At 47.8% G+C, this 18,437-nt stretch carries 21 protein-coding genes; 19 read left to right on the plus strand and 2 right to left on the minus strand.

Annotation, left to right across the window (positions count from 1 at the left end):
* The first annotated feature begins 189 nt into the window (after positions 1-189).
* The 5 genes from HW45_RS27490 (at position 190) to HW45_RS27510 (ending at position 4,194) form a co-directional block, all read left to right on the plus strand.
* The gene (locus HW45_RS27490; RefSeq protein ID WP_038231291.1) at positions 190-828 is read left to right on the plus strand and encodes a recombinase family protein; all 639 of its coding nucleotides are present in this window, start codon (positions 190-192) and stop codon (positions 826-828) included.
* 569 nt (positions 829-1,397) lie between these two features.
* Positions 1,398-1,562 (plus strand): hypothetical protein, encoded by a 165-nt coding sequence (locus HW45_RS29660; RefSeq protein ID WP_160171239.1) that lies wholly within the window; start codon positions 1,398-1,400, stop codon positions 1,560-1,562.
* 69 nt (positions 1,563-1,631) lie between these two features.
* Positions 1,632-2,594: an Rpn family recombination-promoting nuclease/putative transposase gene (locus tag HW45_RS27500; RefSeq protein ID WP_038231294.1), complete on the plus strand. Its 963-nt coding sequence runs from the start codon at positions 1,632-1,634 to the stop codon at positions 2,592-2,594.
* 266 nt (positions 2,595-2,860) lie between these two features.
* Complete coding sequence (locus HW45_RS27505; protein ID WP_038231297.1) at positions 2,861-3,253, plus strand: hypothetical protein; 393 nt, start codon at positions 2,861-2,863, stop codon at positions 3,251-3,253.
* Positions 3,250-4,194 carry an Rpn family recombination-promoting nuclease/putative transposase gene (locus HW45_RS27510; protein ID WP_038231299.1) on the plus strand — a complete coding sequence of 315 codons (945 nt, stop codon included), beginning with the start codon at positions 3,250-3,252 and terminating at the stop codon, positions 4,192-4,194. Before HW45_RS27505 ends, HW45_RS27510 begins: the two co-directional genes overlap by 4 nt.
* 674 nt (positions 4,195-4,868) lie before the next feature.
* Here HW45_RS27510 and HW45_RS27515 read toward each other — a convergent pair.
* Entirely contained in the window at positions 4,869-5,699 is an 831-nt protein-coding gene (locus tag HW45_RS27515) for a hypothetical protein (RefSeq protein WP_152559732.1), read from the minus strand.
* A 424-nt stretch (positions 5,700-6,123) separates the two neighbouring features.
* On the minus strand, positions 6,124-6,750 hold the full coding sequence (locus HW45_RS27520; protein WP_038231300.1) for an XRE family transcriptional regulator: 627 nt from the start codon (positions 6,748-6,750) through the stop codon (positions 6,124-6,126).
* 298 nt (positions 6,751-7,048) lie between these two features.
* On the opposite strand from HW45_RS27520, the gene HW45_RS27525 reads away from it, so the two are divergent.
* The 14 genes from HW45_RS27525 (at position 7,049) to trbC (ending at position 18,404) form a co-directional block, all read left to right on the plus strand.
* Positions 7,049-7,384, plus strand: coding sequence for a hypothetical protein (locus tag HW45_RS27525; RefSeq protein ID WP_038231302.1), 336 nt, complete (start codon positions 7,049-7,051; stop codon positions 7,382-7,384).
* A 188-nt stretch (positions 7,385-7,572) separates the two neighbouring features.
* Positions 7,573-7,809: a hypothetical protein gene (locus HW45_RS27530; RefSeq protein WP_038231303.1), complete on the plus strand. Its 237-nt coding sequence runs from the start codon at positions 7,573-7,575 to the stop codon at positions 7,807-7,809.
* Between the two features lie 132 nt (positions 7,810-7,941).
* Entirely contained in the window at positions 7,942-8,412 is a 471-nt protein-coding gene (locus HW45_RS27535; RefSeq protein ID WP_051868451.1) for a lytic transglycosylase domain-containing protein, read from the plus strand.
* Between the two features lie 12 nt (positions 8,413-8,424).
* The gene (locus HW45_RS27540; protein WP_038231305.1) at positions 8,425-8,739 is read left to right on the plus strand and encodes a hypothetical protein; all 315 of its coding nucleotides are present in this window, start codon (positions 8,425-8,427) and stop codon (positions 8,737-8,739) included.
* A 29-nt stretch (positions 8,740-8,768) separates the two neighbouring features.
* Positions 8,769-9,071: a type IV conjugative transfer system protein TraL gene (gene traL / locus HW45_RS27545; RefSeq protein ID WP_038231306.1), complete on the plus strand. Its 303-nt coding sequence runs from the start codon at positions 8,769-8,771 to the stop codon at positions 9,069-9,071.
* Positions 9,071-9,640, plus strand: coding sequence for a type IV conjugative transfer system protein TraE (traE, locus tag HW45_RS27550; protein WP_038231308.1), 570 nt, complete (start codon positions 9,071-9,073; stop codon positions 9,638-9,640). The genes traL and traE overlap by 1 nt, the downstream gene beginning before the upstream one ends.
* A gap of 4 nt (positions 9,641-9,644) precedes the next feature.
* Positions 9,645-10,544: a TraK domain-containing protein gene (locus tag HW45_RS28535; protein WP_051868453.1), complete on the plus strand. Its 900-nt coding sequence runs from the start codon at positions 9,645-9,647 to the stop codon at positions 10,542-10,544.
* Positions 10,545-11,320: 776 nt separating this feature from the next.
* The gene (locus HW45_RS30425) at positions 11,321-12,031 is read left to right on the plus strand and encodes a TraB/VirB10 family protein (protein ID WP_443083050.1); all 711 of its coding nucleotides are present in this window, start codon (positions 11,321-11,323) and stop codon (positions 12,029-12,031) included.
* 49 nt (positions 12,032-12,080) lie between these two features.
* The gene (locus HW45_RS27565) at positions 12,081-12,575 is read left to right on the plus strand and encodes a TraV family lipoprotein (protein ID WP_038231309.1); all 495 of its coding nucleotides are present in this window, start codon (positions 12,081-12,083) and stop codon (positions 12,573-12,575) included.
* A complete protein-coding gene (traC, locus tag HW45_RS27570; RefSeq protein ID WP_038231311.1) occupies positions 12,572-15,145 on the plus strand; it encodes a type IV secretion system protein TraC in 2,574 nt (857 codons plus the stop codon). Before HW45_RS27565 ends, traC begins: the two co-directional genes overlap by 4 nt.
* Positions 15,142-15,567 carry a TrbI F-type domain-containing protein gene (locus tag HW45_RS27575; protein WP_038231312.1) on the plus strand — a complete coding sequence of 142 codons (426 nt, stop codon included), beginning with the start codon at positions 15,142-15,144 and terminating at the stop codon, positions 15,565-15,567. Before traC ends, HW45_RS27575 begins: the two co-directional genes overlap by 4 nt.
* Positions 15,536-16,207, plus strand: coding sequence for a type-F conjugative transfer system protein TraW (gene traW, locus HW45_RS27580; RefSeq protein WP_160171240.1), 672 nt, complete (start codon positions 15,536-15,538; stop codon positions 16,205-16,207). Before HW45_RS27575 ends, traW begins: the two co-directional genes overlap by 32 nt.
* Before the next feature lie 404 nt (positions 16,208-16,611).
* Positions 16,612-17,664, plus strand: a complete 1,053-nt coding sequence (traU, locus tag HW45_RS27585; RefSeq protein WP_038231318.1) for a conjugal transfer pilus assembly protein TraU — start codon at positions 16,612-16,614, stop codon at positions 17,662-17,664.
* A gap of 14 nt (positions 17,665-17,678) precedes the next feature.
* The gene (gene trbC, locus HW45_RS28545) at positions 17,679-18,404 is read left to right on the plus strand and encodes a type-F conjugative transfer system pilin assembly protein TrbC (RefSeq protein ID WP_051868460.1); all 726 of its coding nucleotides are present in this window, start codon (positions 17,679-17,681) and stop codon (positions 18,402-18,404) included.
* Positions 18,405-18,437 lie beyond the last annotated feature (33 nt).

Below are 18,437 nucleotides of genomic sequence, written 5' to 3' on the forward strand. Positions count from 1 at the left end.
ACTAGGATAACTAGGATAACTCATATATCCTAGATAGTCCAGTTATCTTAGTTACAAAGGAAACAAAAGGTGCTATCACATAGGTATACCCATAGGTCATATGTAAAAATTGACATAAAATCCATATTTGTCATAATCTATATGACACACCTAATTGGATCATAACTTAAATATCACATTGAGAGAACTATGTACATCTTTGGATACCTAAGAGCATCAACTACTGACCAAAATGCAAAACGTGCACAAAGCACATTACAGCAATTTGTACAGCAAAAAGGCTTTCGTGTAGCTGGTTGGTATATTGAGAATAAATCAGGAGCTTCATTGCAAAGACCTGAATTACTTCGATTACTTGATGATGCTGCAATTGGTGATGCAATCATCATTGAGCAAATTGATCGTCTTTCTCGCCTCGATGAAAAAAGTTGGTTTACATTAAAAGAAATGCTGTACGAGAAAGAACTCAAAGTCATTAGTCTAGATTTGCCAACCAGTCATATTGCTTTCTCACCCCAAATTACGGATGAATTTACTGGATCGATGATCAAGGCAATAAATAGCATGATGATGGATATGTTAGCCGCTATCGCAAGAAAAGATTACCAGGACCGTCGCCGCCGTCAGGCCGAGGGGATAAAGAAAGCAAAAGAAGAAGGCAAGTATCGAGGACGCCAACCAAATTTTGAACTTCACGAAAAAATTTATCAACTTAGAGTTATCAATAAACTGAGCATTAGCGACACTGCTAAGCTTACCAGTGTGTCCACTAGAACGGTGATTCGAGTGGCTCAGAGATTAGCCAAAGAACGATTGAAAGGTTCATAACAAGAAGTTTGGCATCGTCCATAGGGTGGATACCACTGACCTACGGTGTTTTTAGCCAAGAGACTGTCCAAATTTTGTTGTCTTTATCCCTGTAATTTGATCAAATATCCCCCCCTTTACTTCAATTAATTCAAAGGGCTCTGTTGCAAATAGCGTTTACGATACAATATGTAGTTATATTGTGATCTTTTAACACCACTATATCTTGTGGTGTCTAAAGTATTTGCAACAGAGCCGAGACAATCACCCCTCAACTCAATTACCAGGGACACGCTCTAAGCGTAAAATAGCGACATTAGAGATTTGGCTGCGTATAGAAAACAATAGCAAGTTTGTACGAGGGAAAAAGAAAACTCGGGAAGATATCGAACATGACTGGTCCTTTTATTACGATATGACAAAGACCCCTTCGGATGATTATCGACTACAGGTTCCATACGAGTCTAAACAAGAATTAGAGGACACCGTTTATGATATCATTTCAGAGGCTCAATCTACCGCTGAGCTAAGGCATTGTCACATAGAATGTTTCGTGAAACACTTAGAAACCGGTAAACAATGGGACTAGAATGAGCGAAAATTACCAAGGTGAGCAAGCGAAGCGGATAATGAAAGAGGCGATGTTATTACAAGAACTGGCTACTCGTAATCAAAAGAAAAAATGGAATAGAAATGAAGCCAGTCATTCCATTGAAGAATACAAACCACACCGAAGGATAAGCTCAAAGCCTTAGCTTATCGGAATATCAAAAACCTAGCGATGTTGTGTATAATGAGAGCTCAATCAACGGTGAGAGTATGAGATGAAAACCCCACAATCAATACACGATGGATTGTTTAAGTCCTTCCTTACCGTCCCGGAGACGGCACGAGATTTTCTGGAAGCGCATCTCCCAGAACAAATCAAACAAGTTTGTGATCTCAATACCCTTCAACTTCAACCAGGGTCTTTCTTGGAAGAAGCGCTGGTTCCATACTACTCAGATGTGCTCTACTCCATGGAAACAGAGAGTGGGGCAGGGTATGTGTACGCACTGATCGAGCACCAAAGCAGCCCAGATAAACATATGGGATTTCGATTGACTCGGTACGCTATAGCGGCCATGCAACAACATCTGGATGCTGGTCATGATACCTTGCCTATCGTCATACCGCTTTTGTTTTATCATGGAAAAACGTCCCCTTATCCATACAGCACGAACTGGCTAGATGAATTTGATAACCCAGATCTGGCGAAAAGCATTTACAGTCAGGCTTATCCCCTTGTCGATGTCACAGTGATACCAGATGATGAGATCATCCAGCACAAGCGAGTCGCCTTATTAGAGCTGGTCCAAAAACATGTGAGGCAAAGAGATCTATTGGATTTTGCAGATACAGTGGTTACACTGTTATTAGAGCATTATCTAACGGAAAAACAGTTAGATTCTTTAATGGAATACTTGGTGAGAGTAGGAGAGACCTCGAATTTAGAGGCGTTAGTAAGAACTCTCGCAGAACAAGTACCGGAGCATGAGGAAAAATTCATGACAATCGCAGAGCAATTAGAAGCGCGTGGTCGACAACAGGGTCTCAAGCAAGGTATTGAGCAAGGACTGTCACGCGGTCGAGAAGAAGGACTAGAGCAGGGAAGGGCAGAGCAAACCCAATATTTTGCTCTCAAACTTCTAAAATCAGGAATGGATCGCAGCTTCGTAATAGAAATGACGGGATTATCTTCGGATGAACTGGATATTATCCAAAAAGATGTGAAAACTAACCACTAAATGTAAACCATTGATATTTAACCATAAAACCGATATTTCTGTATAAATAAAAAGAAATATCGGTTTTTATTTATATAGCATTAGTGACATTGTAACAGTGTTGTTTTTAAAGTACCCTCCACATTCCCCTAACCACATTTTAACCCCGTCCTCCAGATGAAACGTCACGCTTGAACCCCCAAATATACTGGATGCGGAGATTCACTCTTCTGCCAACAGAAATGTGATACAATCATCAAAAGATTCTAAATACAGTAAACACAGCTATGTCCCTTCATCTCAATCACAGCATACTCCTTGATCTCAATGAGATTATTGATAGCCCGGCTTGTGTGGATTTTGGGGTAAATAGTAAGGAGCAGGTTCGAGTCACGTGCAGCTCTCATCCTAATAATGAGATCATTAAAAAAGCTTGTCAGGCCATCAATTATCGAATTGCTCAATTTACCCCTCTCCATCAATTGCAAATTGCATTAACTTACTGTACTGACTTTCACACTTATTTAGACAATCCGGATATGGATGAAGCCGTGCAAGATTATGAAGCGTCCATCAGAGAATGGATTTTGTCGGATGACGTTGTCATCGAGTATCAACTCAATCGACAACCTTTTATCGATGCGCTGTGTCAGTACAGCAATTGGAGCGGCGAAGCATGAGTCCTACTCCCCACGACGCGGTATTCAAAGCCTTCCTAACAGTGCCGGAAACCGCTCGAACCTTTCTCGATGTTCATTTACCCGAATCACTCAAATCATTGTGTGATTTAAGTACATTGACGTTAGAATCGGGCTCTTTTCTAGACGACGATCTCCGCGCTTATTTTAGTGACGTATTGTATTCTGTGAAAACAAAAGATGGGCTAGGGTACATCCACATTGTCGTAGAGCACCAAAGCAGTTACGATCCTTATATCGCCTTTCGTCAGATTCGATACGCTATTGCAGCCATGCAGCGTCATTTAGATGCGGGACATAAGACGTTACCGCTAGTAATACCTATTCATTTTTATCACGGAAAAGAAACGCCGTTCCCAGGCACGATGAATTGGTTGGAGTTATTCGATTCTCCAGCCATCGCTCAGTTCGTCTACACACAGGCGTTTCCTTTGGTTGATCTCACAGTGACACCAGATAATGAGATCTTAAAGCATAAACAACTCGCGCTGTTAGAGCTAGTGCAAAAACACATAAGACAGCGCGACCTCTTGGATTATGTGGATACACTCGCTACACTGTTAATAGAACATACGCTCACCGATATCCAACTCAGCTCGCTGATGGAATACTTGATTTTGGTGGGTAAAACCTCAAATTTAAAAGTTTTGATGGAAACGTTAGCGCAACGAGTTCCAGAGCATGAGGAGGAATTCATGAGAATTGCTGAACAACTGGAAGCACGCGGTGAAGCACGTGGGCGTCAACTTGGCCGAGAAGAAGGTCGAGAAGAGGGGCTAGAGCAGGGAAGGGCAGAGCAAACCCAACATTTTGCTCTCAAGCTTCTAAAATCAGGAATGGAGCGCAACTTCGTCATCGAAATGACGGGGTTATCTTCGGATGAACTTGATATTATCCAAAAAGATATGAAAACCAGCCACTAAATATAACCCTTTGATATTTAACCATAAAACTGATATTTCTGTATAAATAAAAAGAAGTATCGGTTTTTATTTATACAGAATCAGTGACACTGTAACACAAGTGCTTTTAAAGTCCTTTCAACACTTTCCTAACCGCATTCGAAGATCTAAAGTGATCAAATCGATCATTATCTCGCCCCCTCCATCCTGCTAGACCCGCGTAGCGGTATCTGTGGTTGATGTAGTTAAACGTTAAAGATGTTTTAGTAGTATCGGTCCACGTTAGTTAAGAACGTTAGACAGAGAGAGTTTGGCGCATTGCTAGTGAACTATAAGCGATGATTTTCGGTAGAAAATCTAACGGTATCGCGTTGTTCTTTGTGGAGCGTTAGCGACAACTTTTTTTATACTGAACTTGTTCAATTCATTATTATTCAAAATAATAATATTTTTCTTTATATACGAAGTATTCAATAAGATAAGCGGACTTTTACTTTGATTTGTAACTCTTTTTTGTTGCTCCTGATTTAGGAAATACAGATGACTTTATTCACAAAGTTGTACACTCATCAATTCAAGGAACAAATATCCGTCCTCTGCACGTCATCACATGAACAAAAAAAGTGATCCTTATCACTCTCCATGAACGACAGATGTGCAAAAGCCCCGCCAGTAAAGGCGGTGAAAACAAAAAACTATGTAGGGGACTGGAACGTATGAGGATGGGGAGTTATGGTTGCCATTGTTGCATTGAGTGTCGCCGCCATAGTATTCAGCACAACTTTGCTAGCGATACGAGCATACTCAATCCAATGGAATTGAAAGCCTTTACTCTCAGCTTGACTACGGTTGTTATAAATCATCACTGCTATATTTTCATACATAGTGACATTTAACTCTTTGAAGAACTGGATAGAGAGTTGCTTGTAGCTTGCCGCACTGCGATAGGTCTTTTCTTCACAGCCAGGGAGTTCAATTCGAAGTTGTAATACAGAAAGTACCCCTGCGTTACGCAAATGACGCATCACAGTGTAATACTTGCTATCTTCAATCATCTCTCCCCATCGAAGTACGTACTCTTTCATGATTTCATCGTGAGACAACGTATTCATGCCTTCCTCTGTAGGAATGCCTATTTTCCCATCAATCAAATCACTGCGAGCAAGTAATACAACCAGAACTTTAGCCACATTCACACGTGTATCTTGACGTCTCATACAGCTCCACTTACTCAGCTCTTTAAAACGTTGAGGGTTATCAATAAACTCACGGCATGCTTTAAAAACCGTGTTAAGATATGGCGGTAATTGATCATAACTGCCATCTTGTTTTACACGAACGGCAGTCCAGCCTATATGAGTAGAGCTTGGATGATATGAACGACCTTTAGACTTTGCGCGAGCCGTTCTGTCTCGATGTAATTGTTCGATTGCCTTTTGATGAACTTCACGCATTGAAAGGCGTATCTTACGACGCTTCAGACGCTGAGTTCTAAAAAATGCTTTTCGGGATTCAGATAAGGCCATGAGACACACCCCTGTCACACGAAGCGCTAGATACTCTCAATCCTAAGAGTCTAGAAGGGCTTAAGTAACGGGATTTGTGTCTAGAATGTATCACACAGATACATTGGTTTTGATTAGTCATACTTTAGATTCCACAAGATTTTAGGGTTGTTTGGTTTCCACGCCAAACAATATATATTCAATGTACATAAGATCTCGTTAAAGATCAAACACTAAATAACAAATACAAAAAAGCCGCTCACTTGTGGGAGAACGGCTTCTTGCGAATGCTATGTAGTTAAGTTGGAGGCTCAACACATTCTAGTTCTTGAAAAATACACTACATAGAAAACTATGTAGTTAGCGTGCTATGTAATGCACTTTTACTTCAAAAACCTAACTGAATTATACACCTTGAGGTTTTTTTTTCAATTAAAGTTTTAGTTTAAAACATATTTATGCTGTACAAAACCCTACCTATAATGCAGAACCTATCAAATTCTTTCTGAGTTACTTTTTCATCCGAATACTCATCATTAAAACTTTTTATTACCAAACCATTAACACTATACTCTAGCCGCTTAACCCTCAAAATATCTTCTTGTTTATAGACATAAACTTTACCATCAACAATTTTTTTATCAGCAGTATCAACAAAAACAATCCCTCTATCAGAAATTGCAGGCTCCATCGAATCACCATGAACTCTTAGAGCAATCACCTTATCAAGTGCTATTTCGTTCGGAAGAGGTATAAAGTGACTGCTAACTAAAATGGATTCCTCACCATTGTTTATAAATCCAGAACCAGCACTACAATGTACTTCATCATAGAATGGGATTTCATACTCTGAGCCATCTCCAAACGCAATCGTTGTTCCATTTACTAACCACTCATAAGTAGTACTTAACACTCTTGATAGTTCAATCAACCTCTTTTGAGATGGGTAGTTCGTGCCGTTTTCCCATTGATTCACGGCAGATTGACTAACTCCCAACAATACGCTGAGTTCTTTTTTTGATATGCGTAGCGACTCTTCTCTCAACTTTTTTATTCTGTCACCTAATGACATTCTTCGACCTTACTTACATTAGCAACTCTCTCTAATTCTCCTCTTTTATAAGAATAGTTTTACTTTTTATGTAAATCTTCAATTAAGATAATAAAGTTTCACTTTAAATCTCCAAACTAAAAATTTACTCTGTTACCTAAATACTGTTCAAAGAATCAGTATTGCATTCAAGTTTATAGCCTTTGAATGCACCGTTCTTTAATAATTTGTGCCAAGGCAAATGAGTGCGCCGCAACGAAATGCTGATAAGCGTGTTCCACTGCATAGCACCATTGACGAGGAAGCCACATGAACATTCATGGAAAAAATATTCCTCAAACACACCCTAACGATTCGCAACTGTGGTTGGGTTCAGCTTTGCTCTGCGCTGATGAAAGTGAAAGAGCCTTACTTACTGACAGGATTTTCATTTATGGCAGGGAAGTTAAAACTCAATGTTTCTTATAAGCATGTACGCAAAAAGACCAAAGTAGAGAGAGCCATTAACCTAGCAAACACTATTCCTCGAAGTGCTGATCCGCTTCGACATCTCTTTATTTATCATTCTCCAGAGCAGGACAATGACGACGATCGACTTCATCTCATCGTCGAGCAACTGAGTGCTTTTTACAGTAATGCTGCGCAAAAACCGTGATAATGCCCGTTAAACGGTAGCATCATCGCGAGTTTTGTTATTCCCAAAAGGAAAACTCTATGGCACAAATTTCTCATTTAAAACGCAGTCACCTATATGGTGGTTGCACTTTGATCACTTGTACTCGTCAATTTGACATGTCAAATCTGACTTTGGTGTGCTCCTCAAGCTAGAGGAGTCACCATCGAATGAAAACATCACATCGACCACCGCTTTATGTCATTCAAACATTAGCTGACCTAGAGCAGTACCTCAAACAACCTTCCGTTGAAGCACATCTTTTTTGTTATTTTCAAAAAGAGGTGTTGCAACATCACCATTTGGTGACATTAAAAGACAGAGAGATCAAGAGCGTGAGTTTCGAAAACGCGCATACGATTTATCCTTGTCATCCATTCACACAATTAGGACATACGGACGATTAATTCGGATTCGGTGGACTCAATGATACTCAGCTCGCTTTTGGCTGCGATAACGAGGCCACGCCTCTTGTCGAGACCAAAGGAGTACCGTCACCGCGGATATCGCTCATTCAATGAACCCAAAGGACTGTCTTTATGGACATCCCAACTCTGGCTGCTAACTGTCAACATCAAGTGCATCCCCAGGTTATTGAAGCCATTATCGACATCGAGTCTTCTGGCCGTCCCTACGCACTAGCCGCCGTTGGAGAAACAACACTGACACAACCCGTCTCTGAGCCCGACGCTTACGCACTGCTCGAAACCCTTATCGCCGCCGGTAAGAACGTCAGCGCAGGACTCATGCAAATCAACCAGCAGCACTTTGATGTCGATACACCCATCTTTGACCCTTGTACCAACATCACGTACGGCGCGCAGCTACTCAAAGACTGCCACGACCGTGCCAAACGGCAGTTCCCACACGACTCACCTCTGGTCTGGCTCGATGCCACCGCCAGTTGTTATTTCAGTGGCAATTTCACTACTGGATTTCATCGCCCAAAGGGCAACCCCTATGTGACGCGCTTTCGCCACGCGTACGCCCGTCACTCATTTCTACAATAAGGAAACCTTACTATGTTTTTTTCCGTTTCATCTACCCACTCTACGTTCTCACATGCTCTGCCTTGGGCCTTACTGGTGCTGTTTGCCCTGTTCGCGACGCTGATGCCGCATTTTGCTTTAGCGGCCGCCACCGACCCTTTCGCCAGTGGTAAAGACCAAATCACTAAAGCGGTAGACGGCGACTCCACCATTCACTACGGCATCATGGCGGGCGCGGCTATCGTCGCCGTACTCACTGGCGTATTTCAAAAGAACTGGTCACTTGGCATCGCCATCTTTGTGATTGCCAATATCTTTTATTCGCTGGCCATCGGCTGGATTGCGTAGTTTTTTACACCGTTACGAAGGAGCACGCCATGGAACATCCCGAACAGTACTACCTCATCCCAGCCAGTTTAGATAATGGCGCCTTATTCATGGGTCTACCTCGTGAAGAAAGTTTACCCACTCTTATTATCGGTGCGCTGGGCTTTATGGTGCACCACGAACTCATCGGCACGATGGTCGCGGCGGGATATTTCTTCACCGTGCGATACATCAAAGGGCGCTTTGGCATCAATGTGTTCAGTCGCTGTCTGTATTACTACTTCACCAGTGACCAAAACCGCTACCCCTTCAAACGCCTCCCTGCCTCTCACTTACGTTACTGGAGGGGCTAATGAAGCAAGACACTCACGAGTTCTTGCGTGACTTAACGCAGGCTCACCGTAAAACTTTACTGGGCATCCTCGCCGTCTGTGGTGTGGTGATGGTGTTATTAGCGGGCGCGCTGACCTACACCACGTTATACCGCACCCGTACTGTGCTTATTCCGCCCACTCTCACCAAACCGGTCACCATTGGCCGCGACTACGTGGACACCAGTTACCTCTCCCAGCTCGCCCAATATCTGGTTTGGCTTCGCTTTAACGTCACGCCAGATAATGTACGAGCACAAAATGCTCAGCTACTTCGCTACGCCTTGCCAGATGAGCAGCGACATCTGGCGGCCATGCTCGATAAAGAGGCCGCCGTCATCATCAAAGATGGGGTCACAGGCAGTTTTTTTATTGAAGGCATTCGCGTGCTGCCAGACCAAGGTCTGGTTGTGGTCAAAGGGGTGCAGCAAAAATACGTCAAGCTGCGCGCCTTGCCGCCCAAACCGAAAACCCTACGCCTGCGCTTTCAAGCGCCGGAGGGGTTAATTTTACTCGCTTCTATGACCCGTCAACCTGAGAAAAAGGAATAAGTCCATGCGTCCCCTGTTTTTCAAGCCCATCAAACGCTGGCCTGCTGAACTGGCAGTCTTGATGTTAATACTCATCCTCGCGGGCACCACTAAACTGGCTCACGCCACCGAGCACACCATCAGTGAACACGTTCGCGGCGCGAAGTCCTACACCCTGTCCGATAATGACACGGTGCAAGTCACCCTATCCGGCGTGGATTTAAACCGTCTTGTGGTCAGTGGCGATGTCATTACCAGCGTCCACTGTCCTGGTGGGTTTTGCGTGGTCGATAAAAAGCCCGCTGGCGATGGCAGTATTTTACTGTCCATCAATACCCAACAAGACGCCGTCTCGGGTGAGCGCACCAAACTCGCACCCTTCACCTTCTTTGTGGACACCGAACAAGGTCGCCACTTTGGGATTTTAGCCATCCCCAAAGCTATCCCTGCTGTAACGGCGCTCTTTACCCTCAAAGAAAATCAAGTAGCGCAAATGAAGCAGCACGCCAACAGTGAACCTTTTATCACCCGTTTAAGCGAGCTGATGAAACGCGCCATTACCAGTCATGAGCAGCATCGGCCACTGACTGGGTTTACGCATTACCCCATTGGCCCGGATACCGCCTCATGCCGAAACCTTAAACCCTCTGAAAAAATGCGTTGCCAAGACCAAGCCAAGCATCATTTCATTCACGGGGCGCGCAAAGCCTTAAACGCCGTACCCAGAGAAGTGTATGAAGGTCCCACACAAAGCATCGTCGTCTATCGCTTAATTAACCAGACAGACCACGATACGCCACTTAACCCCAGTCAGTGGTACGTCAAAGGACTACAAGGGGAAGTCATACTGCCTAACGTGGCCAGTCTTGCCCCAGGCGGACAAGCGTGGCTGTATCAAATCGTCACTAATACCGGCACGGAGTAGTGAATATGACTCTATCAGAGCGCCTACAAGCCTTTCTCAAACGAGGCGAGCACAGCGACTTAGACAGTGAAGACAAAACCGCCCTCAATCAAAGTGGACAAGCTCGCAACAATCTATTGTTAATCGGCGCGCTTATCGTCGTGGGGGCAATGACCACCGGTTATGTCTTAATGACNNAAAGGAAAGCCCCACAGGTGGTACAAGCNGCGCCAAGCTNTGGNGAAGNACTGGATGAAGAGTACGCCAGTGATGACGCCCAATCCGCGGCCAGACTTAACGAGGCCAATTTGCAAACACTGAGCAAGGATGTGAATACCTTGCGCAGCCAAAACGAAACCTTAATTCAGGAGAGCCAAACCCAAACGAAAGCCATGAAATCCGCACGTACCGCATGGGAGCAGGAGAAAGCCGACTTGGTGGACAAGCTCAAGCTGGCCACCGAGCAGCTAGAGCAGGCCGTCGCCAATGGTGTGGCTCACGATATGGATAGCGCGCAAGACAGTGCACTTGGTCAAGGCCTTGATGGCCCATCGTCAAAACCCTCCCATCAACCGCCGTTCTCCACAGGCCGTGACCCGTTTGAATACCCACAGCCTCATTATGAAGACAGCGCGCGATTTGAGGAGGCGCCTAGTACAAGCGCACTCAAAACCTTGGTGCCTGGCGCGCCACTCACGCCAACGGGCATTGACACATTTGTGATTGAGCAGCCGAAAAACCGCCACAAACGCAGCGCAAAAAACTACGTTCCTGCAGGCAGCTTTGTGACTGCGGTCATGACAGGCGGCGCAGAGGCCAATGCGGGCGTTTCTGGAGAGTCCGCCACCTCACCAGTTCTATTTAAAATGCTCAATGGCGGCTTCCTGCCCAATGGCCATCATACCAAACTCAAAGGCTGCACCATGACCGGCAGTGCCTATGGCGACATTTCGTCATCCCGAGGCATTGTCCGGGGAGACCGCTTATCATGCATCCGCAAAGACGGCAGTGTCCTAGACATCCCCATTGAAGCCACGGTGTTTAACTTTGGTAAGAACGGCATCGCAGGTACGGCGATTATGCGCAACAGCAAAATCATACAAAGTGCGGGGGTGGCTGGCATTTTAACCGGATTAGGGAATGCCGCTACGGGGCTGTCTCAAACCCAGTCGACCTCAGCGCTAGGAACCACCAACAGCGTAGACCCGAGCAAAACCGGACTCAACATTTTAGGCACCGCCACCTCAGAAGTGGCCGCTAAGCTCAGTGACTACTATCTCAAGCTTGCGGAAAAATACCACCCTGACATCGAGCTGCGCCAAGGCGCTGTGGTCAACATTGTCTTTCTCAAAGGTTTTCCTTTGTATGACACCGAGCAATACGCCAAAGCCATGGACGCCGCCAAAGCGAGTGCACAGTCTCAAGTGACCACACTGACCGCCAGTCCTGCAGCCGCGTTACTTAACGCCGCCAACCAAAACCTAGGACGCGCGACTGGTCGTCCCTAACCCATCATCGATAGCTAGGGCGTATCCCTAGCCATCAAAAGGAAATGATATGAACGCTTCCTCAACCTATTATCACCCAATCTTACGACGCCTCTCAAAACGTGGCGTATCAACGCGTCGCCTGCTTGTCACGGCCGGTCTGCTGACCATCTTGTCCGGCTGCACTGGCTTTAAAGACAGTCCCAGCTGTACACGTATCGATGGTCTTGCCAGCTGTGATTCGCTCAGTGACGTCAACACCATGAGCAATAACGGCATCATTGCTGCCGATGAGGATGGCCACGTCACCCGTGGTTATGGGGAAGAGGCCACGTCGCACACCCCTATATCGCTGCCGACCCGAGCACTGGATGTCAATGCCCCTCCGCTCGCCAGTACGCCCCTTCGGGTGCCTGAGCGCACCGCGCACATGGTGATATTTCCATTCATTGATGAGCACGGCAATTACCACGATACCGCCCATCTGGATATTTTGCTCAGCAAACCGTACTGGTCAAAACCCGCTGCCACCGTCATTCGCCACCAAGAGGACGACCGTCTATGAGCCTATCTAACTTATTGAACGCGGCCAAACAGAGCCGTGACACCCCATCGCTATCTGACGAGCTGCCGTATCATCTTTTTGATGACGCCTCGCACCTGTTCATCAACACCACCAGTATCGGCATGGGACTGCGTTTTGCACCGCTCGCAGGCGTAGGAGACAGTGAGGTGGAGTCGCTCAACAAAATCTTCTGCGCTCTGCCTGAAGGCAAAAAATGGCGCTACCAGATTGAGCTGTCTATGGACCATCGTGTGGGTCACGCTATTGAGGCCAACGCCCGAGCCTGTCAACAAGGGGAAACGTCGGATAGCCACGCCGTGCATGCCCTGTTTGCGGGTAACGAAGCCACCTACGCTCGATACGGCGCTCGCCATTCGTTTGACTCAAAACTCGGGGAGCAGTGCAAGTTCGACCTGCGCCGTCATACGGGCACGATATGGGTCAGCACCACCACTGGCGATAAAGACAAACTCATGGACGTGATGGAGCACCTGACCTTGAGCTTTAACCAAATGGGGCTGTGGACTCGTCCATGCGATGACGCTGCGCTCATCGCCAAGGTGCGTGACACGCTCCACTTTGACCAGCAGACCTTAACCGACCCAGACATTGACTTGCTGCCCTTTGAATCCTTAGCCAGTCAAGCGACGCTACCAGGGAGTGAATGCTTGGTACGCGACCAATCGCTGGCGTGCCGATTTACCGATACGCAAGGTCACGTTCAAGACACCACCGTGGTCACGCTAGGGCTTCAGCGTTTACCCGAGCAGTTTCACCTGTTCTCGCTCCCCAACTGTTTGGCGGACCTCGCCAGAGCGGCCAAAGCTGTCACCTGTCCAATGAGCATCAATCTGGCGTTCACGCTGCATGACAGTGGCAGTACCAGTATGAAAAACGAACGGAAAATCTCCAGTTTAGAAAAATGGGCCAACTCACCGATGGCCAAACTCATTCCTGGGCTGGTCGATGAGCTCAATGACCGAAAGCTGCTACAAAGTGGCCTGCGCTCTGAAGAGTGCAAACTGGCGAGTGCCATTTTCACCGTGGTACTTAAAACCACGGACGAAAAGAGAAAACGGGATGTTATCGCCGCAGAAAGCGCTTTTTCCAATAGCGCGCTGCGCCTGCTGCCTAATCACCGCATTCATGCCGCGTGTTTACTCAATACCTTGCCATTTCTTCCCTCTGACGGCTTTTTTGATGACATGGCCCGCCTGAAACTGGTGCGCACCTTAAAAACCTCTAATCTGGTGAACTTCACCCCCTTAGTGGCCGACCCACAGCGCACCCAACCTGGTTTATTGCTGCCCACCTTTCGGCGCAGCATCTACTACTTTGACCCCTTTGAAGCCGGGGGAGACAACTTTAATGTGGCCATTGCCGCGGCTTCTGGCTCCGGTAAATCCTTTTTCACCCAAGCGCTGGCGAAAAATCAGATTGAGCGAGGCGGTCATGTCTGGATACTCGATAATGGTGACAGTTACAAAAAGTTCACCTTACTGCAAAACGGCGTCTACCTGAATCACGAGCAGATAGCGTTAAACCCCTTTACGCACCTCTCCCGTATCGCCCAAGGCGATGAGTTCAAAGATGATAACGGCGAAACGGTCAATCCCCTGAAACAGACCATTGGGGACATCGTCTCCCTGTTTGCCATCTTATGCTCCCCCAATCAAGGCGTCAGTGACCATCAACGTACGGCGCTGCTTGTAGCGATTTCACACGCGTGGGAGCAACACGGTGACCATACGTTAGTAGACCACGTGCAAGCGGCCTTAACTGAGGTTGCCCAGCGTGAAGGCGAAGACCGCCGCATTTTGGATTTGGCGTTTGCGCTCACCCCCTATTGCCAAGGCAATATTTTTGGGGACATGTTCAATTTACCCTCTCAGCTTGACCCGAACGCGCACCTCACCACGTTAGAGCTGTCAGGATTTAAAGGCGATGTGTTAAGACCAGTGGTGTTTGCGCTGATGGTGAACATCAACCAAGCCATGTACCTCTCTGGTGACCGCACCAAACCGAAGATGGCCATCATCGAGGAAGCGTGGAAACTGATGAACGGCAAAGACCCTGCCGCCTCCGAGTTTATTGAAGAAGGCTATCGCACCGCCCGTAAGTTTCGAGGCTCGTTTGTCACTGTCACTCAAGGCGTGTCTGACTTCTTTAAATCCAGCGCCTCAGAAGCGGCCTACAACAACTCCGATGTGCACCTGTATTTAAGACAAGGCGAAGCCTTTGCTACGTACGTTAAAAACAACCCCAATGCGTTTACGCCCCATGAAGTGAGTCAAATTAACGCCTTCCCCACCGCAAAGGAAGCGGGCTTTTCCAGCTTGATGCTACGTGTGGGCGGACGGCGCAGTTTTCATCGCTTCTTTTGCGACCCGTATACGCGCGCGCTGCTCTCCACCGAAGCCGAAGAGTTCACTCACGTGGAAGCGCAGCTCAAACAAGGGGTAGACATCACCACCGCAGTCATTCACACCGCCAAAACGTTTTATGCCAAGGACATCGCGCGCTTTGATGCTATTAAAGCGGCGGAGCAGCAAAAGGAGGACATCACATGACCACACCCTCTTGGTTTACCCACGTGCTGGCGCACACACTGACCGCCAGCCTTGCCATCGGGGCGTCCTTATTATTGATGCCCATCGTGCATCCCTCTCACCGGGCCACCATCGTGAGTGTGGACAAACCGGCTTTGATTGCGCAGTTTGATGACGAGCTCTCCAGTCCATGGCTCAGTGAACAGGCGCGTACCGAGCGGCTAACGCAGTTTTCTCGCACGCTGGCGCGCCTCATTCATACCTACGAAGCCAAAACCGGCGTGGTCGTGGTCAGTCAAGACGCGCTGCTGACCCCTAAGCACGACATCACGCCCGAGGTCGCGCGGGCGCTTCGTTCTGCGTTAACCCATTCGGCCGATGACCACACGGCGGACTTTGAGGACACTCATCATGCTAACGATACGGTTACCCCGTCACTTTAATGCCTTTCTCTTCACCACCTTAATGACGCTCTCCCCTCTGCTTTATGCCAAAAACTTAGGCACGATGGGCGAGAGCTTTGCCATTGGTGAGGTGGACATGCTGGACTGGATACATCAGCGCCTGGCTCAAAAACAGGCTGACGGAACATTACAGCACTTTAACGATGACTTGAAAGCCGAACTGAAACGCTATGGCCAACGTCCCACACCGGTTGAAGGGCTAACCGTTGCTACGCGCAATGCGCACTTCACCGTTGACCCCTCGCTTAGGGTGCCCCAAGACATTACCGATAACACGGGTCGCGTCATCGTACCTGCTGGCACTCATGTTAATCCGTTTGAACGGTTAGGTCATCGCTACCCCAACCAGTTGGCGTTCTTTGATGGCCGTGACCCAAGACAAGTCGCATGGGCAAACCGAATGAGCCAGCAATACCCAGACTCGCTGACGTTGATTTTAATTGGGGGCGATATCAAACAGACCCACCACACGCTCAAACACAAGCTCTGGTTTGACCAAGGTGGGTATTTGAGCCAAAAGCTGCACCTCAGACACGTGCCATCACTGGTGTATCAAGAGGCCATGCACTGGCGTATTGAGGAGTTTAACGTCAACCACAACGTGGTCAAAAGACAATAAATAGGGCAAGTGAGTCGTTCAAACCCACCAAACTTAAACTTAACCTTAAGGATACGTATTATGCGCTTATTATCGCTTCAATATCGTGTGCTGAAAATGGCACAGCAGTTACGGTTACTACCTCCCAACCTCCCTGTTGACAGGCTTCACTCACCCATTTCAATACGCCACCGTCTTGATGAATATCGAGAGATGTTAGAAGACATTGAAAACCAGACCCAGTTTTTCTCCAACGGCCCCTATTGGTCAAAGAATCACGCGCTCACGCTCGATGACTTTCTGGGGCAGTTAGAGGCCTTGTCTACCACCCCACACTCAACCCGTCATTTGCGCCCCCAACCCTCTTTTCTGTCCAAAAGATAATCAGACATTAGGGTTTACCGACAGAAGTACAGGAGAATGATATGAACCCACGACACGCGGCCACATTCCAGTGGTCACTTCCTCTCTGTCTGCTCCTGTTTGGTCTTAGCCTTTGGAGCGCTCAGAGCCAAGCAGGGGCGACTTGCGGCTCTACGGGTATGCTCAACCCCGTGAGCGATATCTGTTGGGACTGCATTTTCCCACTGCGAATTGGATCAACCACCACCGCCCCCAGTACACAGGGGCTTCCTGATGATAACGCTGGCGGCTCTCCGGTGGGAGAATGCCCAGCCCCGCCGCCAGTCTTTTACCGTGTTGGGGTCAATATCAGCTACTGGGAACCCTATTCGCTCGTCGATGTGGTCAGAGAGCCGTACTGTCTTGAGAACTTAGGATTTTCGATTTCAGGCGGGGCAGGTTCCATGAAGATGGGCGGTACAGATACCCATCAAAGCGGCGGTAAAGCCAATGCCAAAGGCGGATTTTATGATGTGCATTGGTATAAGTATCCTGTGTTCGCCATATTGGACGTACTGGAAAATGTCGCCTGCGCGACCGTCGGTGGTTTTGATATGGCCTACATGACCGAAATTGACCCACTATGGCACGATGAAGACTTGGCGCTGATTGAAAACCCAGAAGCCGCGCTCTTTGGCAATCCAATAGCCGCACTGGCATGTATCGCCGATGCTGCAAAAACGCTGCTTGGCAACAGCACGCCGATTGATGCGCTGTTTTGGTGTATGGGCAGTCAAGGCGTGGTCTACCCGTTTACCGGACAAACGAGCGAACGGCGCTCTGGTATCAGCAATGCCCTGCTACTGATGGAGCGCTTTAACTTCAAGCTGCACCGTCAAGGCATGGTACTGGAAACCCACGACCCCAACCCAGCAAATTGTCTCGCCGTTCCCGACCCGATTTTGCCCAAGTCGCGTTATCGCTATCAGATGAGCCGTCCGACATCCAGTCCAGACCGCTGTTATCCCTATGGCACCACAGCGCAGCGTTGGGAGTCTGGCCGTAACAATCCGGTGACAGGCAAAGACAATTACGGCTTTATCACCTGGCGCAAACGCAGCTGCATGGCGCTCTAAATAAGGAGCTGATTTTGAAACGTCTCTCTCTACCGTTACTCACAGGGCTACTCACAGCCCTGCTCTCACCTCTGGCCATAAGTCGCCCCAATGTTGACACCTCGCTTGAAGCGGCGCTTGACGAGCTAAGCACATTGCCCGCGCAGAGCCTGCAAACCCCTGATGATGTTCAGCGCTTTCTGAACAATCTGCAAGCTCAGCATGCCCCTGCCGGTGCGCAAACCGCGCCACCGCTGCAGATTTTTGTGAGCCTGAGTATGCCTCAAAGCTCGCTTATCCCTCTACTCAGACAGGCCAGTGAACTTGGCGCACCGGTCATGATACGCGGCGTGCTGCCACAGGGGTTTAAAGCGACCATTGATGCGGTCTATCAATTGATGGCTCAGATGCAGCAACAGCATTTGCCACCGCTCGGCGGCGTCAGCATCGACCCTCATGCCTTTACCGCCTGGCACGTCACGCGCGTGCCTACCTTTGTGCTGCAAGAGACTGAGACTTCACCGTCTAGTCCGACCGAGTCTAGTCCAGCCGAAGCGAGTCAGGCCGAGCCTGGCCGGGCCGACCGTTTAGTTGGCAACCTCACGCCAATGGCAGCGCTCAAGCAGTTTGCCATCAGTGGTGAGCACAGCGAACTGGCGCGTTCACTGCTGGATACGCTGAAAACCCGTTCAAGCCAGAATCCATCAGAGACTACGCCTCCTAGCACGGGACGCGCGGTCACGGTCTTTAGGAGTCAATGAGATGAACCTATTCCCCTTAAGACGAGTCAGTCT

The organism is Vibrio sp. ER1A (assembly GCF_000733315.1).
Taxonomy (GTDB): domain Bacteria; phylum Pseudomonadota; class Gammaproteobacteria; order Enterobacterales; family Vibrionaceae; genus Vibrio; species Vibrio mediterranei.